General features: G+C 70.7%; 18 protein-coding genes, 1 tRNA gene and 1 other RNA gene. 9 read left to right on the forward strand and 11 right to left on the reverse strand.

The window, feature by feature from the left end; all coding sequences use genetic code 11:
- Positions 1 to 224 precede the first annotated feature (224 nt).
- From ACIQMR_RS07380 to ACIQMR_RS07395, 4 genes are all read right to left on the reverse strand, one after another.
- The gene (locus ACIQMR_RS07380) at positions 225 to 1,493 is read right to left on the reverse strand and encodes a YncE family protein (RefSeq protein ID WP_401383914.1); all 1,269 of its coding nucleotides are present in this window, start codon (positions 1,491 to 1,493) and stop codon (positions 225 to 227) included.
- Positions 1,494 to 1,602: 109 nt separating this feature from the next.
- Positions 1,603 to 2,850, reverse strand: a complete 1,248-nt coding sequence (locus ACIQMR_RS07385; RefSeq protein ID WP_401383917.1) for an RNA polymerase sigma factor — start codon at positions 2,848 to 2,850, stop codon at positions 1,603 to 1,605.
- Between the two features lie 49 nt (positions 2,851 to 2,899).
- Positions 2,900 to 3,316, reverse strand: a complete 417-nt coding sequence (locus ACIQMR_RS07390; RefSeq protein WP_401383918.1) for a YciI family protein — start codon at positions 3,314 to 3,316, stop codon at positions 2,900 to 2,902.
- A gap of 215 nt (positions 3,317 to 3,531) precedes the next feature.
- Entirely contained in the window at positions 3,532 to 4,338 is an 807-nt protein-coding gene (locus ACIQMR_RS07395) for a CAP domain-containing protein (RefSeq protein WP_401383919.1), read from the reverse strand.
- 954 nt (positions 4,339 to 5,292) lie between these two features.
- Between ACIQMR_RS07395 and ACIQMR_RS07400 the strand changes: the two genes are divergently transcribed.
- The 4 genes from ACIQMR_RS07400 to ACIQMR_RS07415 all read left to right on the forward strand — a co-directional run bounded on the left by ACIQMR_RS07400 (position 5,293) and on the right by ACIQMR_RS07415 (position 10,908).
- Positions 5,293 to 6,672 carry a DUF6777 domain-containing protein gene (locus ACIQMR_RS07400; protein WP_401383921.1) on the forward strand — a complete coding sequence of 460 codons (1,380 nt, stop codon included), beginning with the start codon at positions 5,293 to 5,295 and terminating at the stop codon, positions 6,670 to 6,672.
- Positions 6,673 to 7,051: 379 nt separating this feature from the next.
- Complete coding sequence (locus ACIQMR_RS07405; protein ID WP_401383923.1) at positions 7,052 to 7,657, forward strand: GPP34 family phosphoprotein; 606 nt, start codon at positions 7,052 to 7,054, stop codon at positions 7,655 to 7,657.
- Positions 7,658 to 7,972: 315 nt separating this feature from the next.
- Positions 7,973 to 8,383 (forward strand): VOC family protein, encoded by a 411-nt coding sequence (locus ACIQMR_RS07410; RefSeq protein ID WP_401383925.1) that lies wholly within the window; start codon positions 7,973 to 7,975, stop codon positions 8,381 to 8,383.
- 131 nt (positions 8,384 to 8,514) lie between these two features.
- Complete coding sequence (locus ACIQMR_RS07415) at positions 8,515 to 10,908, forward strand: ATP-binding cassette domain-containing protein (RefSeq protein ID WP_401384117.1); 2,394 nt, start codon at positions 8,515 to 8,517, stop codon at positions 10,906 to 10,908.
- A gap of 202 nt (positions 10,909 to 11,110) precedes the next feature.
- Here ACIQMR_RS07415 and ACIQMR_RS07420 read toward each other — a convergent pair whose 3' ends face one another.
- From ACIQMR_RS07420 to ACIQMR_RS07450, 7 genes are all read right to left on the reverse strand, one after another.
- Positions 11,111 to 11,806, reverse strand: a complete 696-nt coding sequence (locus ACIQMR_RS07420; protein WP_401383927.1) for a DNA alkylation repair protein — start codon at positions 11,804 to 11,806, stop codon at positions 11,111 to 11,113.
- Between the two features lie 66 nt (positions 11,807 to 11,872).
- On the reverse strand, positions 11,873 to 12,241 hold the full coding sequence (locus ACIQMR_RS07425) for a DUF6233 domain-containing protein (protein WP_401383930.1): 369 nt from the start codon (positions 12,239 to 12,241) through the stop codon (positions 11,873 to 11,875).
- A gap of 14 nt (positions 12,242 to 12,255) precedes the next feature.
- Positions 12,256 to 12,612: a hypothetical protein gene (locus tag ACIQMR_RS07430; RefSeq protein WP_401383932.1), complete on the reverse strand. Its 357-nt coding sequence runs from the start codon at positions 12,610 to 12,612 to the stop codon at positions 12,256 to 12,258.
- 415 nt (positions 12,613 to 13,027) lie between these two features.
- Positions 13,028 to 13,174: a hypothetical protein gene (locus ACIQMR_RS07435; protein ID WP_401383934.1), complete on the reverse strand. Its 147-nt coding sequence runs from the start codon at positions 13,172 to 13,174 to the stop codon at positions 13,028 to 13,030.
- A gap of 329 nt (positions 13,175 to 13,503) precedes the next feature.
- Entirely contained in the window at positions 13,504 to 13,929 is a 426-nt protein-coding gene (locus ACIQMR_RS07440; RefSeq protein WP_401383936.1) for a PIN domain-containing protein, read from the reverse strand.
- The gene (locus ACIQMR_RS07445; protein ID WP_401383939.1) at positions 13,926 to 14,204 is read right to left on the reverse strand and encodes a CopG family transcriptional regulator; all 279 of its coding nucleotides are present in this window, start codon (positions 14,202 to 14,204) and stop codon (positions 13,926 to 13,928) included. The genes ACIQMR_RS07440 and ACIQMR_RS07445 overlap by 4 nt, the downstream gene beginning before the upstream one ends.
- A 395-nt stretch (positions 14,205 to 14,599) precedes the next feature.
- A tRNA-Ser gene (locus ACIQMR_RS07450) sits at positions 14,600 to 14,687 on the reverse strand.
- A 73-nt stretch (positions 14,688 to 14,760) separates the two neighbouring features.
- Between ACIQMR_RS07450 and ffs the strand changes: the two genes are divergently transcribed.
- From ffs to ACIQMR_RS07475, 5 genes are all read left to right on the forward strand, one after another.
- An RNA gene (gene ffs / locus ACIQMR_RS07455) (signal recognition particle sRNA small type) lies at positions 14,761 to 14,855 on the forward strand.
- 96 nt (positions 14,856 to 14,951) lie between these two features.
- Positions 14,952 to 17,303: a DNA polymerase III subunit gamma and tau gene (locus ACIQMR_RS07460; protein ID WP_401383941.1), complete on the forward strand. Its 2,352-nt coding sequence runs from the start codon at positions 14,952 to 14,954 to the stop codon at positions 17,301 to 17,303.
- Positions 17,304 to 17,364: 61 nt separating this feature from the next.
- Positions 17,365 to 18,615: a phosphoribosylamine--glycine ligase gene (purD, locus tag ACIQMR_RS07465; protein ID WP_401383944.1), complete on the forward strand. Its 1,251-nt coding sequence runs from the start codon at positions 17,365 to 17,367 to the stop codon at positions 18,613 to 18,615.
- Positions 18,616 to 18,918: 303 nt separating this feature from the next.
- Positions 18,919 to 20,733 carry a hypothetical protein gene (locus tag ACIQMR_RS07470; RefSeq protein WP_401383947.1) on the forward strand — a complete coding sequence of 605 codons (1,815 nt, stop codon included), beginning with the start codon at positions 18,919 to 18,921 and terminating at the stop codon, positions 20,731 to 20,733.
- A 275-nt stretch (positions 20,734 to 21,008) separates the two neighbouring features.
- Positions 21,009 to 22,496 (forward strand): N,N-dimethylformamidase beta subunit family domain-containing protein, encoded by a 1,488-nt coding sequence (locus ACIQMR_RS07475; RefSeq protein ID WP_401383950.1) that lies wholly within the window; start codon positions 21,009 to 21,011, stop codon positions 22,494 to 22,496.
- The last annotated feature ends 46 nt before the right edge of the window (positions 22,497 to 22,542 follow it).

Genomic DNA, 22,542 nt, shown 5'->3' on the forward strand with positions numbered 1-22,542 from the left:
GGACCGCCAGCCCCGGGGCCGAGGCCGGGCGGAGGGGCGGTCTGCCCTCGTGATGCGGTCGGGCGGAGGGAACGCCGGCATCCGGGGATGCCGGCGCTCCGGAGAGGCGGCCTGCCCCAGGGATGCTGTCGGGCCGGAGGGAAAGCCGTCCCCGGGGTGACGCCGGTGAGCGGCGCCACCCCGCCGTCGGACGGTATATGCCGGTGGTCGTGCCGTGCGTGCTGCTACCGCGCGGCCGAGGGGCTCGTCCAGTCGGCCGGCACATGGCCGAGCCGTACCCGCTGCGGATGGTCCCCGACCGGCACGGACGCCACTTTCCGGCCGGTCGCGAAGTCGATCGCGGTGACCGAGTCGGCGCCGCTCTCGGAGACGACGCAGGACTTCCCGTCCCCGCTCACCGTGGCCCAGTAGGGCTTCGAGGCCGGGACCAGCGGCCCTTCCTGGAGGGTGGCCCGGTCGACGACCGTCGCGTAGTCGTCCATCGTCCCGGCGATGCAGATCTTGTCGCCCGCCGGGCTCATCGACATGCCGTGGTGGCGCGAGTCGTTGACCCAGGTCGTGCGGTCCTCGCTGGTGGCAGGGTTCCTCGGGAGCGTCTTCTGCCGGGTGATCCGGTCGGTCGCCACGTCGTACTCCAGGAAGCCGTTGAAGAACGACACCTGGAAGTACAGCTTCGACTCGTCGGGCGAGAAGGCCACCGGCCGTACCGCGTCGGACAGATCGCCGCGGCCGAAGGCGTCCAGCCGCTGCCGCATGTCGATGACCTTGACGGTTTCGTAGGTGTTCGCGTCGACGACCGTGATCTTCCGGTCGCCCTTCGTCCAGTCCCAGAACGGGTCGTCGAGCGCGGTGTTGACCTCGCCGATGGCCATGTTCCAGATGCGCTTGCCGTCCTTGCTGAAGACGTTCTCGTGCGGCTTGTCGCCGGTTCTGAACGAGCCGGTCTGGCGGCCGGTGCCGATGTCGAGTACATGGACGGTGTTGGACGTCGAGGCGGACACGGCGACGCGCGTGCCGTCCGGGGAGACGGCCATGTGGTCGGCGCGGTAACCGGACACGGGGAAGCGCCAGTTGACCCTGCCCGTGGCGACATCGATCGACACGACGTCGGCGAAGCTGGGGCGGGAGACCACGACGGCGGACCCGTCGGGGGTCGAGTACATGTCGTCCACGAACTGGTCGTGGCCCTCGCCCACCGTCGTCCGTATCCCCAGGAAGTAGGCCAGTTTCACAGGGTTGAGGTAGATCTCCAGCAGCCGCTCGTCCTTGTCGGGGACGACGTTGATCCGGCCGACTTTCGTCAGCGCTCCGGACGATTCCAGTACGTCGGCGGTGCCTTCCCAGTTGTTCCCGACGAACAGCACCTCGCGGAGTCCGGCGGCCTCGGCCGTGGACGTGACCGGTGAGGTCGCGGAGGCCGGGGCGGCGGATGCCGCGGTGAGGGCCAGTGCTGCGGCGAGGGCGGCGACGGCAGGGGGCAGTGCTGTCTTCACGGCGCACTCCTGAAGGGCGTGGGGCAGGAGAAGGACAGAGAGTTACCGGCGGTAAGCTACTGGCGGGTCGGGTGAATGGCCAGAGTCCGGTCAGGACTTCCTTCCCGCCTCACTCCCCGCCGCGGTCCTGCCGCAGCCGGGCGGCACGCATCTGGAGATAGCGGGTCTCGGGCGCGCTGAGCGTCCGCTCGGCAGCTCGCTGGTAGGCCGCGTGGGCGCCCTCCCGGTCCCCGGCCCTCTCCAGCAGATGGGCGCGTACGGCGTCCAGCCGGTGATGGCCCGCCAACCGGTCCTCCAGCGCGGCCACTTCGGCCAGTCCCGCCTCGGGCCCCTCCACCATGGCGAGCGCCACCGCCCTGCCCAGTCGGGCCATCGGCTCGGGCGCACGGCGCACGAGCACGTCGTACAGGGCGAGGATCTGCGGCCAGTCGGTGTCCTCCGCCCGCGCCGCCTCGTCGTGCAGGGCGGCGATCGCCGCCTGCAGCTGGTATGCGCCGGCCGGGCCCTCCGAGAGGGCTTCCTCCACCAGCGCCGTGCCCTCGGCGATCGCGTCGCGGTTCCACCGCGTGCGGTCCTGTTCGTCGAGCGGGATCAGCTCGCCGTGCGGCCCGGTGCGCGCCGCGCTGCGGGCGTCGGTGAGCAGCATGAGGGCCAGCAGCCCGGTGACCTGACCCTGCCTGGGCAGCAGCCGGCGCACGGCCCGGGTCAGCCGGATCGCCTCCTGGGCGAGGTCCGCGCGGTGCAGAGTGGCCCCGGACGTGGCCGTATAGCCCTCGTTGAAGATCAGATACAGCACCTGGAGGACGGCGGCCAGCCGCTCGTCGCGGTCCTCGGGACCCGGCCGGCGGAACGGCACGCCCTTGATCTTCGCCTTGGCCCGGCTGATCCGCTGCGCCGTCGTCGCCTCGGGGACGAGGAGCGCGCGGGCGATCTCGGCCGTCGTCAGACCACCGACCGCGCGCAGTGTCAGCGCGATCTGCGCGGCGGGTGTGAGCACCGGGTGGCAGCACAGGAACAGCAGCGTGAGCGTGTCGTCCTCGGACGGGGCCCGGCCCTCACCGGGCGGCGGCGCCGTGAACGCGTCGCGCGGCGTGAGCTGCGCCGCCGTCTCCTCCCGCCGCCGCCGTGCCTCGTCGCTGCGCAGCTGATCGGTCAGCCGGCGCGAGGCGACCCTGATCAGCCAGCCACGCGGATTGTCCGGCACGCCGGTCTCCGGCCACTGCTGCGCTGCGGCGAGCAGCGCCTCCTGTACGGCGTCCTCGGCGGGCCCGAAGTGTCCGTAACGGCGTACGAGCGCGCCGAGGACCTGCGGAGCGTGCAGCCGCAGCAGGTCCTCGACCTCGGTCGTACGTCTCACGCGCGCCTCACGGAGGGCCTCGGGCCGGACCCGCCGGGACCCGGTCGCGTCAGCACAGATCGCCCGCGGCGTCCTGGATGGGCCGGATCACCACCGGGTATTCGGGCGCGCCCTCGGGGACCGGGCAGCGGGCGACCCGGGCGGCGATCTCCGTGACCCGCTCCAGGCTCGCGCAGTCCAGCACCCAGTATCCGGCGAGCAGCTCCTTCGTCTCCCCGTACGGACCGTCCGAGATCACCGGGCGCCCCTCGCCGTCCACGCTCACGAATCGGGTCTTCGCGGGCTCGACCAGGCCCTGCGCGTCCACCAGCTCACCGGACTCGGCCAGGTCGTTGTTGATCCCCTCCATGAAGGAGAACATCGCCTGCAGATCCTTCTCGCTCCAGAGCGGGCTGTGCTGCGACGGCCGTCCGCGCATCGCCTCGTAGTCGGCCTGCGTGCCCTGGACCATCACCAGATACTTCATGACTTCGCTCCCTCGGATGCGCCGTCACCCGTCGTGGGCAACTCTCACAGGGGACGTCGGAGCCGGTGCGCGCTTCTCGACACCTCGCGGAAGATTCTTCCGAATCACTCCAGGAATCACTCCCGTGCGGGGTGGGCGACGCCACGGCGAAGGGCCCCGACCGTCGCGGTCGGGGCCCTTCGCCGTTCGTACGTCGCCAGGTGACGGCGGGGCGGCTATCGTGCCGTGCCGAAGTCCTGGGTCCAGTAGTTGTCGGGCTGCGCGAGGGCGACGCCGATCTCCTTGAACTCGCAGTTCAGGATGTTGCGCTTGTGGCCCGGGCTGGACATCCAGCCCGCCATGACCTGCTCGGGGGTGTCGTAGCCGTAGGCGACGTTCTCGCCGTACGTGCTCCAGCTGTAGCCGGCGCGCGTGATCCGGTCGCCCGGGTTCGAGCCGTCGGAGCCGTCGTGGGACATGTTGCGGTGAGCCGCCATGTCCTTGCTGTGGTCCTGGGCGGCCTTGGTCAGCTTGGCGTTCACCGTCACCGGGCTGCACCCGGCCTTGCTGCGCTCGCTGTTGACGAGTTGCACGACGCGGGCGACGGCACCGGAGGCGGGAGCGGCGGCCGCGGGCTTGCTCGGGGACGCGGCGGGCTTCGGGGCGCTCGGGGAAGCGGGAGCCTGGGGAGCCGACGTGGTCGGTGCGCTCGGTGCGGTGGGCGCGCTCGGTGCGGTGGGCTGAGCACCGGCCTCTTCCGAGCCACCCTGCTCGCCGCCGGACTTCTTCTTCCAGTCCCAGCCGCCGTGCTGCCACCGCTGTCCGTGCTGTCCCTGCTGTCCCTGCTTGTCGGCTGAGGCGTTCTGCCAGTCGCCCCAGGACTTGCCGCCCCGGCTCTGCTGGCTTCCCTGGGTCTCCTGGCTTCCGGGAGTTTCCTGCGGATCCATACAGGCCATGGCTACGGAAGGCACGGCCACAGCGCTCAAGGCGACGGCGGCGATGGTTATCTTCCGGTAATGCGTCTTCCTGCGGTGCTTCCTCATGCCTGACCTCACTCGGTATTCGCGGAGCGCCCCCGGAACGGTTCGGCTCAGCACTGGTCCTGCGCTGAGCTGCGGAGACGCCTTTGCGGCCGCCATTGTTAAGAGCGCCGCGCGCACAGGGCAATGAGCCTCGGTACTACTTCGGCTCGTAGGGCCTGACGCCTCTTGAAATGAGCGCACAGGCATGCTGGACCGGCTTCCGGAATGATCGGCTCCATCTGTCGGGTCGTCAGAATCCTCTGAGAGTTCGACAAACGGGCGGATCCGGCGAGCGGGTCGAATGCCCCCACATCCCCTGCGGGACATGTCTCTTTCAAGACGGACAAGTCTCATATGTCCATATGGAGGCTCTCTACTATTCGGCAGACCTAGTGCCGAATTCGGCGTGACGGATGTCACGAAATAGCCCAGGTGATCCTGGAACCGCGCCGGATCTTCGGTGCCCGCGCGACGCGGCTCTCCGCGGGGCCGCGACCGGTCCATGGGTGTCGCCGGCGCCTGTCAAGCCCCGAAAACCAGCGGCATGACGCCGCCTGTGCGGCCGGGGCCTACTGAGGTGCGGGCGCATTTCGAGAGCGCCCTCCGCGCCCTCATGATCCACATCTCTCGGGTGCGGCGACCATAATGGCCAGAAGGAGGGCAAATGAGGGTAAACATCATTTTCCCGATGTCTCTGTTCTCGGGGAGAGAGCCGTGAGTTCCGCGCCTCCTCCCTCCGAGCGCCCCACCGACCCCAAGTCCGGATCGCCGTCCGGCCCCCCGTCCGGTCCCCTGTCCGGCCGGCCGACGGACGAGCTGCGCCCGCCCCCTCCTCCTGGGCCTCCTGAGCCTCCGCCCCCTCCGGGACCTCCCGGCCCACCGACCGTCGGTGACCACCCAGGCCAACCCGACGAGCCCGGCCGCGGCCGGGGCCGAGGAGGACCCGCGTCGTGGTGGCGGACACGGCTCACCCTGGTGAGCGCCGGCACCGCTGTCGTCGTGGCGATGGCGGTGATCCTCGCGCTCACGCTCATGGGCGGGACCAAGGCCGGCGGAGAGATCTTCCTCCAGACCGCCTCGGCCGCCGGCCGCGATCCGTTCACCCCGTCGGCAGCGACCGACTCCACGGGCACCGAAGTCCCGTCCGGCTCGGGCACATCAAGAATCGGCGCACGCGCCGTCGCGGTCAGCGGCGCGCACCCGGGGCTTTACGGGGGCACGCAGAACGTCGCGAGCTGCGACGTGGAGAAGCAGATCACGTTCCTCGTCCAGGACGACACCAAAGGGAAGGCCTTCGCCGGTGCTCTGGGCATCCAGCAGCCTGAAATCCCCACGTATCTGCGGTCGCTGACACCTGCGCGGCTGAGCTGGGACACCCGGGTCACCAACCACGGCTACAGGAACGGCGCGGCCACGAGCTATCAAGCGATCCTGCAGTCCGGCACGGCCGTCCTCGTCGACAACCGCGGCGTACCGCGCGTTCGCTGCGCCTGCGGCAACCCCCTGGCCCCGGCCGTCGCCGTCAAGGGCGATCAACAGCTCACGGGCGAGAAGTGGTCGTCGTTCCAGCCCGCCAACATCGTCGCGGTCGTTCCCGCGGCCAAGCCGATGAAGACGGTGACGATGTTCGACCAGGACACCAAGGGATGGTTCGAGCGCCCGAGCGGAGACACGCAGGGCAAGAGCGACCACCGCGTTCCTCCCCCGAAGGGCCAACCCCCAGGTACGTCGGTCCCGGTCCTGCCGGAGCCGGCCACCGAGACTCCGGAGGAGTCCTCGGGCGAGGACGAGGACGAGAAGAAGAGCGAGGACGAGAAGAAGGACGAGGACGAGAAGAAGAGCGAGGACGAGAAGAAGGACGAGGACGAGAAGAAGAGCGAGGACGAGAAGAAGGACGAGGACGAGAAGAAGGACGAGGACGAGAAGAAGGACGAGGACGAGAAGAAGGACGAGGACGAGAAGAAGGACGAGGACAAGGAGAAGGGCAAGGACGAGAAGAAGAGCGAGGACGAGAAGAAGGGCAAGGACGAGAAGAAGGACGAGGGGCCCTCGAAGCAGCCGGAGAAGCCGGTTGAGCCCGAGAAGCCGGTTGAGCCGGACAAGCCGCAACAGCCCGAGCAGCCCGTCGAGCCCGAGAAGCCAGTGCAGCCCGAGCAGCCCGTCGAGCCGGAGCAGCCTCAGCAGCCGGTCGAGCCGGAAGAGCCGCAACAGCCGGAGGAACCAAAGCAATCGGAGCAGCAGCTCCCGGAGCGCCCGGCGCAGCCGGAGGAGCCGCAGCAACCCCCGGAGGAGCCCCAGCAGCCTGAGCAGCCGGTTGAGCCCGAGCAGCCGCAACAGCAGGAGGAGCCGCAATAGCAGCCGCAGCAGGACGAGAAGCCGAGCACCATGCCGGAACGATCCGCCTCAACGGCAGAGACAGTCGAAGTCCACGCCTTCGCCCTCGTCTCCGTGGTCGAACTCAGCCGTCCCCACGAACGCGGCCGCTGTCGTGCTGCGCATCGGTCCCTCGCGCCACATAGTGGTGGTAGGGCATGCTGGACGACATGCCGAACCGGTACGAGCGTTCCCTCGAGCCGCAGTCGGTCAACCGCTCGCAGGTCCCGTCGTCGGACCCTGTCCGCGGCGCCGGGCCCGGCCTGTCGCACGCGGCCGTCGTGCCCCGGTCCCGCACGGGGCGCCGGGTCGGCCTTCGGGCGACGTACGGCCATCCAAGCCTTCGACGTGGAGCCCCGTCATGACCACACCGTGGGACCTGTTGATCGTCACCATGGACGTCGCGTCCGACCGTCCTGTCGAGCAGGGCGAGCTGTCGCTCGCCCTCGCAGGAGCCGAACTGCTCGACCTCATCGACAGCCAGGCCGTCACGGTGGACGGCGAGCGCATCGTGCCCGGCCTTCAGCCGCAGATCGAAGATCGTCTGTTGCAGGAGGCGGCGTCGTCGCTCGCCCGAGAGACGCCGTACGAGTCCGTCGACGACTGGCTGTGGCGTCGGGGCCGCGGTCTTTCCTCGGCCTATCTCGCCGCCCTGGAGGCCGAAGGACAGGTCACCCGGCAGCGCCACCGCTGGATCCCGCTCCGGTCCGACCGAATCACCCTGGTCGACTCACCGGCCCGCCGTCGCGCGGACGACCGCTGGACGTCGGGCGAGCCCGTCCTCGCCGTCCTCGGGGCCGCCGCCGGACTCCGCGACGAGCCGGCCGAAGACCTCGACCACCTCGCCGACGACGCGACCGTGACCGTTCTGGCCGCCGTCAACGACGCGGTCAGGGAACTGGAAGCGGTCCGTCAGCGCCGCGGCATCGAGGACGCCGCCTTCGACAACGTCTGGCGCGGCGAGTGACGAGGCGTGAACCGCTGGTGTCGCGCAGCGCCGCGGATCTGCTGCGTAACAACGGGAAGGGTGCGGGCCGTTCGGCTCCACGGTGAAGACCAGTACGTGCCGGCAGGGCTGCGAGGGCCTCTTCTGACGCCGAGGACCTCTGACGGCCATGACGGCCATGACGGCCATGACGGCACGGCTGCGGCCCCGACCATGATCGGTCGGGGCCTTCGCCGTGGGCTGCTCATGCGGCCTCGCCGGCTGCGGGAGAAAGCCGGCAGGACCGGTCAGGAATCGAGAAGCGCCGGCCCCCGGGCCGCGCCTAGCGTGGCTGCCATGAGCGTCAGCATTCACGCGAGCTTTCTCCCGCACACCGACCCGGACGCCTCCCTGGCCTTCTACCGCGACACTCTCGGCTTCGAGGTCCGCAACGACGTCGGGTACGACGGGATGCGCTGGATCACGGTCGGCCCCGCCGACCAGCCCGGCACGTCCCTGGTCCTGGAGCCGCCGGTCGCCGACCCCGGCGTCACCGACCACGAGCGCCGCACCGTCGTCGAGATGATGGCCAAGGGCACCTACGCCCGCGTCCTCCTGGCCACCGCCGATCTCGACGGCGCCTTCGCGCGGCTGCAGGCCGACGACGCCGAGATCATCCAGGAACCGACCGAGCAGCCGTACGGTGTCCGCGACTGCGCCGTCCGCGATCCCGCCGGCAACCTGATCCGCATCCAGGAGCTGCGCTGAACGGTGCGCCGATCGCAGCGACCGGTGACGACGTACGACAACCAGACATACTGCTCGAGGCTGGTCGGATCGAGCCAGGCGACGCCGACGGAGACCGCGAGAAGCGGCCCCGCCCGACAGATGGAGAAACGATAAGCATGGCCAAGAGGACGGACACGCAGTCGCCTGCGCTGCATGCTGCCGACAGCCACGATCTGATCCGCGTGCACGGCGCGCGCGAGAACAACCTCAAGGACGTCAGTATCGAGATCCCGAAGCGCCGGCTGACGGTGTTCACCGGCGTCTCCGGCTCGGGCAAGAGCTCGCTGGTGTTCGACACGATCGCCGCGGAGTCGCAGCGGCTGATCAACGAGACGTACAGCGCCTTCGTCCAGGGCTTCATGCCGACGCTCGCGCGACCCGAGGTCGACGTCCTCGACGGACTGACCACCGCGATCTCCGTCGACCAGCAGCGCATGGGCGCCGACCCGCGCTCCACGGTCGGCACCGCCACCGATGCCAACGCCATGCTGCGCATCCTCTTCAGCCGGCTCGGCAAGCCGCACATCGGCCCGCCCAGCGCGTACTCCTTCAACACCGCGTCGGTCCGGGCGAGCGGCGCGATCACCGTGCAGCGCGGCGCCAAGACCAAGGCAGAGAAGGCGACCTTCGAGCGCACCGGCGGCATGTGCACCCGCTGCGAGGGCCGCGGCACGGTCTCCGACATCGACCTGACCCAGCTCTACGACGACTCCAAGTCGATCGCCGAGGGCGCGTTCACCATCCCCGGCTGGAAGTCGGACAACGTGTGGACCGTGGGGATCTACGCCGAGTCGGGCTTCCTCGACCCGAACAAGCCGATCCGCAGGTTCACCAAGAAGGAGATGCACGACTTCCTCTACCGTGAGCCGACCAAGGTGAAGGTCAACGGCGTCAACCTCACCTACGAGGGGCTGATCCCCAAGATCCAGAAGTCGTTCCTGTCCAAGGACAAGGAGGCGATGCAGCCGCACATCCGGGCGTTCGTGGAGCGGGCGGTCACCTTCACCGTCTGTCCCGAGTGCGACGGCACCCGGCTCAGCGAAGGCGCCAGGTCGTCGAAGATCGACAAGATCAGCATCGCCGACGCCTGCGCGATGGAGATCAGGGACCTCGCCGAGTGGGTCCGCGGATTGAAGGAACCGTCGGTGGCGCCGCTGCTCACCGCGCTGCAGCAGACCCTCGACTCTTTCGTGGAGATCGGGCTCGGCTACCTCTCGCTCAACCGGCCGGCGGGCTCGTTGTCCGGCGGCGAGGCGCAGCGCGTCAAGATGATCCGTCACCTCGGCTCCTCCATCACCGATGTCACGTACGTCTTCGACGAGCCCACCATCGGCCTGCACCCGCACGACATCAAGCGGATGAACGACCTGCTGCTGCGGCTGCGGGACAAGGGCAACACGGTGCTCGTCGTGGAGCACAAGCCGGAGGTGATCGCGATCGCCGACCACGTCGTCGACCTCGGCCCCGGCGCCGGTACGGAGGGCGGCACCGTCTGCTTCGAGGGCACCGTCGAGGGGCTGCGGGCCGGCGGCACCGTCACCGGCCGCCATCTCGACGACCGGGCCGCCGTCAAGGAGACGGTGCGCAAGCCCACCGGCGCGCTGGAGATCCGCGGCGCGACGGCGAACAACTTGCAGGGCGTCGACGTCGACGTCCCGCTCGGCGTGCTCGCCGTCGTCACCGGCGTAGCCGGCTCCGGCAAGAGCTCGCTCGTGCACGGCTCGATCCCCGCCGGCGAGGGTGTGGTCTCGGTCGACCAGAGCCCGATCAAGGGTTCGCGGCGGAGCAACCCGGCGACGTACACGGGACTGCTCGAGCCGATCCGCAAGGCGTTCGCGAAGGTCAACGGCGTGAAGCCGGCGCTGTTCAGCGCCAACTCCGAAGGCGCCTGCCCCACCTGCAACGGCGCCGGCGTCATCTACACCGACCTGGCGATGATGGCCGGCGTCTCCACCCCCTGCGAGGACTGCGAGGGGAAGCGGTTCCAGGCGTCGGTGCTGGAGTACCACCTCGGCGGCCGCGACATCAGCGAGGTGCTGGCGATGTCGGTGACCGAGGCCGAGGAGTTCTTCGGCGCGGGCGAGGCACACACGCCGGCAGCGCACCGCATCCTGGTCCGGCTCGCCGACGTCGGGCTCGGTTACCTCAGCCTCGGCCAGCCGCTGACCACACTGTCGGGCGGCGAGCGGCAGCGGCTCAAGCTGGCGACCCACATGGCGGAGAAGGGCGGCGTCTACGTGCTCGACGAGCCGACCGCCGGCCTCCACCTCGCCGACGTCGAGCAGCTCCTCGGCCTGCTGGACCGGCTCGTCGACTCCGGCAAGTCGGTGATCGTCGTGGAGCACCACCAGGCGGTCATGGCGCATGCCGACTGGATCATCGACCTCGGCCCCGGAGCCGGCCACGACGGGGGCCGGATCGTCTTCGAGGGCACGCCGGCCGATCTGGTCGCCGCTCGCTCCACCCTCACCGGCGAGCATCTCGCGGAGTACGTCGGCGCCTGACCGACGCTGTCACGGACACCGTCGCCGGAACGGAGGCGGAGTCGCGTGACGACGGATCCCGACCGGCGCCGCGCGGGCCGGCTGCGACCGAGCGTTGCAGCCGGCCGGTGCGCGGTGCGAGCGCGTCAGCCGGCGGGCTCCGGTCCGAGCGCGTCAGCCGGCGCGCGGTCCGAGCGTGTGAGCCGGCCGGTTCTGTCCGGTTCTATCCGGCGTGCTGACGGCGCACCATCTCGGCGATCCAGGCGGGAGCGAACGGGGACGTGCAGTTCGGGGGAGTCGGGTAGTCCTTGAGCACTTCCAGGCGCTCGCCGATGTCGATCGCGCGGGCGCGGTACTCGGCGTGCTCGATGCCGATCTGGGCCAGGCAGTGGTTCATCGCCCACTGCAGACGGTCCGGGGCGTCCTTCATCTCCGCCTCGATGACATCGAGCAGTCCCGCGAGGTCGAGGCCTCCGGGCTTCTTCGCCACCCGCTCGGTGGTCAGGGCCCAGCCGGCACTCGCGACCACCGGATCCGGATCCGCGGACCAGGCGAGGCGCAGCTCTTCGGAGTGCGGGTTCTTCTTCACCACGTAGTTCACGAGCCAGTCGTGGACCTTGGGGGCGCGCGAGTCCCGCAACATGGTGTCCAGCTCGTCCCGTTCGAATGCCTTCGGACGACAGATCAGGATCGACAGGAGCCTCGCCGCGGTGTCATCCGTCTTCCAGAGTTCGCGCGCGAGATCCTGCTGCGTCTTGAGCTGCTTCGCGAGCGCGCGGAGCTTGCCGAGGTTCACGCCGTGATCGTCACCGCGCTTCTCGTTCGCCTCGCGCATCTTCGGGTCCTCGAGCACGGCCAAGTCGGCCATCACCTCGGCCACCGTCGTCCCGGCCACCTCAGTCTCCTGTCCGTCGCGCATGAGGCCCCAGCCTACGGCTGACGGTGACCTCGCACCGGTGCCGTACGCCGAAGTACCGGACACCCCCTACGGCGACGGCCTCCGTGGCGTCGGGTTCGGTATGCCCAGGAGTCCCCAGGGCGCGCAGATCTCGCACATCTCCAGGTCCGGGAACTGATCGAACGCGATCACGACATGCTCTTTGTCCAGGTATCCGGTCAGGGTCTTGAAGAGCCCGCAGTTGCCGCGGTGCAGCATGGGCTGCGCGCCGTCTGCGCGCGGCGGCTGGAGCTTCCAGCTCATCTCGACGCGGGCCACCTCGCGACGCCGCCGGTCTTCCTCCACCTGTCGCTCAAGGCGCCGAATCGCTTCGTCGGACTGGGAGAGCTGCCACCGAAGCCAGTCGCGCAACGTCCTCTGCTTGTCGAGACGCTCCTCCGGCGTCAGCTCGGGCATGGCTCGCCGCCTCGTTACGCGGTCGTGGTGTCCGCCGGCGCGGTGTCGGGGTGGTTCTTCAGCGTCATACGGGCCGTCACCCGCGGCTCGCCCTCCACGGTCGACCAGTACGGGTGCGTCGACACCTCGATCGACAGCTCCCGAACCAGGGCCCAGAGTCGAGCCTCTTCCGTCTTCTGCTCGTCGGTGTAACCCGGACTCCCCGCGCGGCCCCCGGTGACGACGCCGGTATGCGGGTGCTCCTCGCCCGCCCAGCCCTCCAACGGCTCCACCGACCAGGGCAAGGCCCGGCACAGGGCCCTGTACTCGGCGTTGGCCCGGTGGAGACGACGCTGGGCGTCGATCAGGTCGGACGGAAAGGTATCAGCCACAGCCGGAATGATACGCCTGTTCGAATACGTGCGGGGGAGCGGCGCGCCCGGAGGCGTCATCGCCGGTGTCTGGCGAAGAGATCGAACGCGAGTCGGAGTCGAGGGGGGAGCTGGCCCGGGTCAGGCGCCGCCCGCACCCCGGGAGGCCCGGTCGCAGCCTCGAATGCCGCCCGGGCTCGCCGCCGCAGCTGGGGCGGGCCCAGAAACGGGGTCCGCATCACGCACAACGCGAAGAAGGCCTGGCCCGCGACGGGGATGAACAGGATCTCCGGAGAGCCTCCGAAGAGGAGGAACCAGATGGGCAGGAGCAGGAGCCCGGCCAGCGGGACTCGGAACGCTGCCCCTGTACGGGGGTTCTTGAGTCCGTAGAGGAAGCTGATCAGGATCGACGGAATCCCGATCACCGAGAAGAAGCTCAGCCAGTCACGATCTGCACATCCGCCGGTAGGGATGCATCCACAGCGGCCCAGGTGATGGCGAACGTGACGGCATAGCGCACCGCCAGATCGACGAGCCGTAGCCCGATGACGCCCAGGTTCCGCCAGGGTGTGCTCTCGTTCACAAGCCGGCCCTCTCCCGGCACAACAGATCGCGGCATGCCTGCCGACCGTGCCGAGAGCCCATCCTGCCAGGAAAGTTGAACGCGTTCAATTGCTGGGAGTCGGATTGCTCGGCCCGGAACCACGATCGTGGGCGCCTGTCGAACCCTTCTGAAGTGCTGGCGCCTCCTGACCGGCAGGGAGTCGGCGACGCCTACTCGATCACGGGTATGGGAGCCGCCAGGCACGGACCGGCACGAACCGCGAAACCAACTGAGACGGAAAGGGGACGCTGCTGGGCGGGGGCGAATGAGGCCAGGGCTGAGGCCACAGCTGAGGCCAGGGCGCCGGGTCAGACCTTCTTGACGACGATGGTGTCAGGGACGAGCTTCTCCAGGTCGTCCACGTCCGAGGTGAACACGGTGACCTGTCCCTTCTGTTGGCGTGCGATGACAGCGAGCACGGCATCGATCGCGTACTTGTGACCGTGCAGCTCGGCGTCGGCCAGGAGGCGCCGGGCCTGGCGGGCCTCGTCCTTTCCGATGTCGGCGACCTTGAGCCGGGAGAGCACCCAGTCCCAGCGCTGCTCGGTGGTTCTGCCGTCGTACGCCTCGACCAGCGCCATGGGAGACGTCACCACCTCTGCCTCGCCCTCGGCCGCGAGGTCGAGCCAGGCGATCATCTTCCGGTCGCCGCGCACGGCCAGGGACAAGGCCTCGGAGTCGAGCAGGAAGACGCGCAGGGGCCGTTGGCCGTGCTCACGGGCGCGCTTCTTCACGCGGCTTCTCCGGCGTTGTGTCCTCCTGTGGTGCGGCGGCGCTCGTGCTCGGCGTCGAGATCTTCCAGTTCCGCGAGGGCTGCAGCGCGCTCGTCCTCGGTGACCGGGCCGTGTTCCTCCTGCAGCCAGTCGACCAGCTCCAGCAGCCGGTCCCGGTCGCGCTTGAACCGCAGTGCTTCGGCCACATACGCCGAAAGTCCCCGCTCAGCCGCCTCGGCGCGGATCTCGTCCAGGAGATCCTCGGGGATCGTCACTGTCACTTTCTTGGTCGCCATACAAGAGACCATACTCTTGGTGTAAACGCTCCTACCAGCGAGTTGCTGTGAGTCAGTCAGACCCAGGCGGGAGACGGTCAACCGATGAGCCTTTCCCGCACATGGCCGCGCGGCCATGCCGCGCCACTCGGTCATCTCATTCCGTTCACTCTTACCGGCGCATGCACCGGCTGATGCGGATGGCCGCCCTTCCCTGTTGGCGAGCCTCCTGCGGTCGGCGGAACGACCAGGAGGAGTCCATGTCCTTGCTGCCTTCGGCAGACGCCTTCAGATCGGCGGCTGGAGCTGAGTTCGCGAGGCCATGGGACTGAGGACCGGCTGCCGGAAGTTGAGAACACGTCGAAGGGCCCCACCGCGAACGGTGGGGCCCTTCGACTTCGTGCCCGGTGAGGCACTGGCGGAGGATACGAGATTCGAACTCGTGAGGGGTTGCCCCCAACACGCTTTCCAAGCGTGCGCCCTAGGCCTCTAGGCGAATCCTCCGCTGGGAACATTACATGACGGGGAGGAGTGCTCGCGAACTCGTTCCCTGCCCCCGTCATCAGGTACTCTGTGCGGAGCCCCTCACGTGGCGCTATCTGACTGAACTCCCCCAGGGCCGGAAGGCAGCAAGGGTAAGTCGGCTCTGGCGGGTGCGTGAGGGGCGTCTGCGTTTCGTCGCGTTCGCCGCCGGGTTTCCCGCGAGGTGGCTGCCGGGGGGACGGTGGGCGGGGCCGGTTGTCGGTGGGCCCCGATAACCTCGTATGCGTGTCGTCCCTTGCGCTGTACCGCCGCTACCGACCCGAGTCCTTCGCCGAGGTCATCGGGCAGGAGCATGTCACCGACCCGCTGCAGCAGGCGCTGCGCAACAACCGGGTCAATCACGCGTACCTGTTCAGTGGGCCGCGCGGCTGCGGAAAGACGACCAGCGCGCGCATCCTCGCGCGGTGTCTGAACTGTGAGCAGGGGCCCACGCCGACCCCCTGCGGCGAGTGCCAGTCCTGCCGCGACCTCGCTCGGAACGGGCCGGGGTCGATCGATGTCATCGAGATCGACGCCGCGTCGCACGGTGGTGTGGACGATGCCCGCGAGCTGCGGGAGAAGGCGTTCTTCGGGCCCGCGTCCAGCCGGTACAAGATCTACATCATCGACGAGGCCCACATGGTCACTTCGGCGGGCTTCAACGCCCTGCTGAAGGTGGTCGAGGAGCCCCCGGAGCATCTCAAGTTCATCTTCGCGACGACCGAGCCCGAGAAGGTCATCGGGACGATCCGTTCGCGTACGCACCACTATCCGTTCCGGCTCGTGCCGCCCGGGACCCTCAGGGACTACCTGGGAGAGGTGTGCGCCAAGGAGGCCATTCCCGTCGAGGACGGGGTCCTGCCCCTGGTCGTGCGCGCCGGGGCCGGGTCGGTGCGTGACTCGATGTCCGTCATGGACCAGCTGCTCGCCGGTGCCGCCGAGGACGGTGTGACGTACGCGATGGCGACGTCCCTGCTCGGGTACACGGACGGGTCGCTGCTGGACTCGGTCGTGGACGCGTTCGCTTCGGGCGACGGGGCCGCGGCGTTCGAGGTCGTGGACCGGGTCATCGAGGGCGGCAACGATCCTCGGCGCTTCGTCGCGGATCTGCTGGAGCGGCTGAGGGACCTCGTGATCCTCGCGGCGGTGCCGGACGCGGCGGAGAAGGGGCTCATCGACGGCCCCTCGGACGCGGTCGAGCGGATGCAGGCGCAGGCCCAGGTCTTCGGGGCCGCCGAGCTCAGCAGGGCCGCCGACCTGGTCAACACCGGGCTGACGGAGATGCGGGGCGCCACCTCGCCCCGGCTGCAGCTGGAGTTGATCTGCGCCCGGGTGCTGCTCCCCGCGGCCTTCGACGACGAGCGTTCCCTGCAGGCGCGGCTCGACCGGCTGGAGCGAGGCGGCGGTGCGGCGTTCGTGGCGCAGGGCTCCGGGCCGGCGATGGGGTACGTACCGGGGCCGGAGGCTCATGCGCCGATGGTGCCGGGCGGCGGTCCCGCTGCCGCGCGCGCGGCGGTCCGGGGCGGGGGAGCGGCCCCCGAACCCCAGCCTCAGGTCCAGCCCCAGTCCCAGTCCCAGTCCCAGCCTCAGGTCCAGGCCCAACCCCAGGCCGAGCCACGGCCGCATTCGGTTCCGCAGGCGCCTGCGGAGCCCGCCGAGCCCGCGGCCCCCGCTCCCCAGCCGTCGCCCGCGATGCCCGTCGCCCCTGCCGAGGAGCCCTCCGCTCCCCGTCCGGGGGCCTGGCCGGGTGCCGCGAGCCCCGGCTCCGGTGCGTCCGCCGCGTCACGGCCCGGTGCCTGGCCCTCCGCGGCCGCGCCCGGCCAGGGCCAGGGTCAGAGCCGTCCGGAGCCCGCACCCGCGGTCACGCCCACCGTCACACCCACACCCCCCGCCGCGCCTCCGCCCCAGCCCGCGGCCCTCGCCCCCGGCGCGGCTCAGGGAGCGGCCCAGGTGCGCAGCATGTGGCCGGACATCCTGGAGGCGGTGAAGAACCGCCGCCGTTTCACGTGGATCCTGCTCAGTCAGAACGCACAGGTGGCGGGCTTCGACGGCACCACCCTGCAGCTCGGGTTCATCAATGCCGGCGCGCGCGACAACTTCGCGAGCAGCGGCAGCGAGGACGTGCTCAGGCAGGCGCTCGCCGAGCAGTTCAACCTCCAGTGGAAGATCGAGGCGATCATCGATCCGTCGGGTGGCGCGGGACAGCCCCCGGCGGGCTCGCCCGGCGCGGGCGGAGGCGGTGGATACGGCAGCGGCGGCAGCGGCGGATACGGAAGTGGCGGCGGAGGCGGAGGCTACGGAGGCAGGCCCGACCAGGCCCCCCCGGCGGCGCCCGCCCAGCAGCCGGCCGGCCCGGTGCAGCAGGCTCCGCAGACCCCTTCGGCGGCCCCCGCGCCCGCTCCACGGCAGACGCCGTCCGCCCCGGAGCCCCCGCGTGCGCCCGCCCCGCAGGCACCGGCCGCTCCGCGCTCCGTCGCACCCGAGGACGACATCCCGGAGGAGGACGATCCGGACCTTGTGGACTCCGCACTGTCGGGCCACGACCTGATCGTCCGTGAGCTCGGTGCCACGGTTGTGGAGGAATACACAAACGAGTAGGTGTCGGCGCTTCGGTGGCCCGCACAAGGTCACGAGTGGCGAGCGGGCTACCCTGGCTGCCGTGAAGGTCCTCGTCATCGGCGGCGGCGCCCGCGAACATGCCCTGTGCCGCGCTCTCTCCCTCGACCCCGACGTCTCAGCTCTGCACTGCGCGCCCGGCAACGCCGGAATCGCGGGGGTCGCCGAGCTGCACCCGGTGGACGCCGTCGACGGCGACGCCGTGGCCGCGCTCGCCACCGAACTCCGGGCGGAGCTGGTCGTCGTCGGCCCCGAAGCGCCGCTCGTCGCCGGTGTCGCCGACGCCGTACGGGCCGCGGGCATCCCCTGCTTCGGCCCGTCCCGGGAGGCGGCACAGCTGGAGGGCTCCAAGGCCTTCGCCAAGGAGGTCATGGCAGCGGCGAACGTCCCGACCGCGCGCAGCTACGTCTGCACGACGCCCGAGGAGATCGACGAGGCGCTGGACGCGTTCGGTGCGCCGTACGTCGTCAAGGACGACGGTCTCGCCGCGGGCAAGGGCGTCGTCGTGACCCCCGACCTGGAGGAGGCGCGCGAGCACGCGCTCGCCTGCGGCCGCGTCGTCATCGAGGAGTTCCTGGACGGACCCGAGGTCTCCCTCTTCGCCATCACCGACGGCGAGACGGTGCTTCCGCTGCAGCCCGCGCAGGACTTCAAGCGTGCCCTCGACGGGGACGAGGGCCCCAACACCGGTGGCATGGGCGCCTACTCGCCGCTTCCCTGGGCCGACCCGAAGCTCGTCGACGAGGTCATGGAGACCGTGCTCCAGCCCACGGTGGACGAGTTGCACCGCCGCGGCACGCCCTTCTCGGGCCTGCTGTACGCGGGGCTCGCCATCACCAGCCGTGGCGTACGGGTCATCGAGTTCAACGCCCGTTTCGGTGACCCCGAGACCCAGGTGGTCCTGGCCCGGCTGAAGACGCCGCTCGCGAGCGTCCTCCTCAACGCCGCACAGGGCACGCTCGACGACGAGCCTCCGCTGAACTGGCGCAACGAAGCCGCCGTCACCGTCGTCATCGCCTCCCACAACTACCCGGCCACACCCCGCACCGGCGACCCGATCGAGGGACTGGACACCGTCGCGGCGCAGGACGCCCCCGACGCGTACGTCCTGCACGCCGGGACCAGGAAGGAAGGCGACGCGATCGTCAGCGCCGGCGGCCGGGTGCTGTCGGTGACGGCGACCGGTGAGGACCTCGCCCAGGCCCGCGACCGGGCGTACGCCGCGGTGGACCGCATTCACCTGGACGGCTCGCACCACCGCAAGGACATCGCCGCGAAGGCCGCGCGAGCCTGACCGCGGGGCCGGTCACGCACCGGCCCCCCGGCACCGGACCCCCACAGGCCCCGGCACCACTTGTCGCCGGGGCCTGAAGGCCTCTTCACCCCATGTCAGCGGCTGTCAGCAGCTTTGCCCAAAGGCATTCCATCGAGTGACCGCTGCCCCATCCGGATGACGCCCGCTCGCGCCCCAACTAGGGTGCGGCGCAAGCGTTCCGGCACTTGGCCCACCGGCATTGCGATGTCTGTGGCGGGTGCCACAGTGGGGGAGTGAGCAACGCCGCCGTAGGGCAGAGGGGCAGAGGGGGTGAGTCCGGCCGTGTCCGGAACCGTATTCGGTGAGGAAGCGGGCGCGCTGGCCGCGCGCTCCCGGGCTCTCGCCGTGCTGCGCGTGCGCAGCAGGGCGCTGGCCCTCGCGCTGGTTCCCGCCGCCGTCGCCGTAGTGCTGCTCGTCGGCGAGGTCACCGGCCGGATCGGCGGCGGATCCTGGGACACCGCACGCTGGGCGGTGACCTCGACCGCCGTGGTCGTGCTGCTGACCGCCGCCGTCGTCGCCGCCGTGATCGCCAGGGCCAGGCCCGCCGTCAGCCCGACGGTGCCGCTGGCCGAGGCCTCCGCCCCGGATCTGTACCGGCTGGTGGAGGATCTGGCCGACCGCCTGGACGTCCCGGCGCCCTCCGCGATAGCCCTCACTCCTGACTGCGACAGCTGGCTCGAGGACCGTACGCATCCGTCGCACACCCCCCGGGGCACCACCGGTGACGGTGCTCCCGTCCTGGTCATCGGCTCCCCGTTCCTGTGGTGGATGCGGGTCGCCGAGCTGCGCGCCGTCCTCGCCCCGGTCGTCGCCGGTACGGGCCCCTCGGCGCATCCGGACATAGCCGCGGCCCGTCGCTTCGTCCGTGGCCTCGACGCGGCGGTGGGGCTCGGCGCCCGCCCCGGTCTCGATCCGGTGCGAAGGCTCGCGTTCGGTTTCGTCGGCCGGATCGCCCGGTTGCTGCTGCACGGCTGTCGCCGCCACGCCGCCGAGATGGAGCGGGGTGTCGCCGCGGCAGGGTCCGAGCGTGCCCAGGCGGTGGACTACGGTCTGCGGATCGTCGCCCAGGAGCAGGTCGGCCTCGCCTACGCGGGCTGGGACCGGCTGCTGACGCGTGTCGCACTGCCCGCCTGGCGGATGGGGCGGTGGCCGAGTCGCCTCGACGCCGGTGTGGTCTCGGCGCTGACCGAGCTCTCCCGCCGTGACCGGCTCGCCGAGGGCTTCGCGTCGCGGCTCGGTGAGCGTCCCGCCTGCGATCTGCTGGAGGAACCGGGCGCGGTCGACGAAGCGGCGTCGCTGCTGGCCGCGCGACTCTTCCACGGTGGGCCCGCCGAGGCCGGACCCGATTGGTCCCCGGTGGACTGGCAGCAGTACCCGGAAGAGGTGGTGGACCGGAAATGGCGCACGGAAGCCGCGAGGCTGCACCGCGTTCTGGACGCGATGGGAGTACGGCCCGCCACCGGCGTCCCGGCGGGGCCGACGCTCGCCCGGGTGATGGAGCACCTCTCCGGCGACGGTCCGGTCACCGCCACGGGCCCGCCCGAGGGCGTGCCGGAGGCCATGGCGCAGGGCGTTCCCGAGGCCGATCCGAACGTTCCGAACGATCCTGCCGACCTCGACGATCCGCACCAGCCGGCCGACCTCGCCGATCCGAACGATCCGCACGATCCGGCCGATCCGGCGGCGGGCGACGCCCCGGGCGCCGCCCTCGCCGCCCGGATCAGCGCGGACGTGGCCCGAGAGGAGGCCGCCCGTGAGCGCTCGGCGGTGCCGCGGGTCGCGGACTCCGCGCCGGACGCCCTCGACGTCTGGGGCACCGACCCGCTGCCGCTCGTACCGCTCCAGCCGCCCCGTACCGCGCGGGAGCTGCTCGCCGACCATGTCACCGCGATGGTCTGCTGCGCCGCCGTCGACACGGCAGGCGCCGTTCCCGGCATGGACTGGCTCGACGGGCCGGCCCTCCTGATCGACGGCGAGCGGCGTACGGACCTGGGCTCCCGGGTGCTGAGCCTGGTCGAGGACGGCGACCCGGAGCCGTTGCGCGCCTGGCTCACGACGACGGGCATCCGCCCGGAGAAACCCGTCCGGCTGGTCTGACCACCCCGCTGCCCCACCCCGCCACCTGACACGGCCCGGCTGCATCGCCGCCCTGCCGCCCCGTCGCCCCGTCGGTCCCACCCGCTTCACCCGCTTCACCCGCGCCGGCCGCCCCATACACACCTTTTGTGCCGTCGAAACAGGAATAGTGAGTTCCGTTCACGTCAATTCGCGACGAACGGTGACGGAGTGCGCGCGTTATGTGATGTGCTGGGGAACGACGCTGACAGTCGGCGTGACAGGACAGGTTCCGGGGGGCGAGGGAGGGGCGCACCATGGGGGCGGAGGAGATTCGTCGGGCTGAGCAGATTCGACGATGGGAATCGGGCGCCCTCGCCCATGCCGTCACGGATCCGTTCGGCCAGGGCCCGCTGCCCTGGCTGCGCGGCAGCGAGCACTACTTCGACGACACCGGCCAGGTCGTCCCCTGGTACGCGGACCCGGACCCGCTCGCCGGCAGCGTCAAGCGTGCCCGGGGCCTGCGTACCGCCGACGACGTGCACCGTCAGATCAAGGGCTTCGCGTCCACCGGCGCCGTCGCCCCGGGCGAGGCCATCGACTTCCATGTGACGGTCGATCCGCCGCAGCGGTTCTCCGTCGACGTCTACCGGATCGGTCACTACAGCGGCGACGGCGCCGCCAAGATCACCACCAGCCCCCGTCTCGCGGGCATCGTCCAGCCGCCCCCGCTCGCCGCCGACCGCACGGTCTCCTGCCACCACTGGTGGCTCTCCTGGCGCCTGCAGATCCCGTCCTACTGGTCCATCGGCGCGTACGTCGCCGTGCTCACCACCGCCGACGGCTACCGCTCGCACATCCCCTTCACCGTCCGCGACAGCCATCCGGCCGACCTGCTCCTGCTGCTGCCCGACATCACCTGGCAGGCGTACAACCTCTATCCGGAGGACGGGCGGACCGGCGCCAGCCTGTACCACGCATGGGACGAGCAGGGCAGGCTGCTCGGCGAGGACGACGCGGCGATCACCGTCTCCTTCGACCGTCCGTACGCGGGCGCGGGCCTCCCGCTCCATGTCGGGCACGCCTACGACTTCATCCGCTGGGCCGAGCGGTACGGATACGACCTCGCGTACGCCGACACCCGCGATCTGCACGCCGGCAGGGTCGACCCCACCCGCTACCGGGGCCTCGTCTTCCCCGGCCACGACGAGTACTGGTCGGCGCCCATGCGCCGCACCGCCGAACTCGCCCGCGAGCACGGCACCTCGCTCGTCTTCCTCTCCGCCAACACCATGTACTGGCAGGTGGAGCTCGGCCCGTCCCCGTCCGGCGTCGACGACCGGCTGCTGACCTGCCGCAAGCGCCGGGGCCCCGGCCGCTCGGCACTCTGGCGCGAGGTCGACCGGGCCGAACAGCAGCTGCTCGGCATCCAGTACGCGGGCCGGGTCCCCGAGCCCCACCCCCTGGTCGTGCGCAACGCCGACCACTGGCTCTGGGAGGCGACCGGCGCCGGCGACGGCGACGAGATCCCCGGCCTGGTCGCGGGCGAGGCCGACCGCTACTTCCCGCGCACCCCGCTCCCCGAGCACGAGGGCCGCATCCTGCTCGCCCACTCGCCCTACGCGGACGGCGAGGGCGCCGTCCGCCACCAGGAGACCTCCCTCTACCGGGCTCCCTCGGGCGCTCTCGTCTTCGCCTCAGGCACCTTCGCCTGGTCCCCGGCGCTCGACCGGCCGGGCCATGTGGACGAGCGGATCCAGCGGGCCACGGCCAACCTCCTCGACCGGATCTGCAAACGCGACTGACCCGCGACCGGCCGCGCTCCCAGGGTGCGAGAGAATCGAAGCGCTC

The organism is Streptomyces sp. NPDC091376 (genome assembly GCF_044757085.1).
GTDB lineage: Bacteria > Actinomycetota > Actinomycetes > Streptomycetales > Streptomycetaceae > Streptomyces > Streptomyces pratisoli.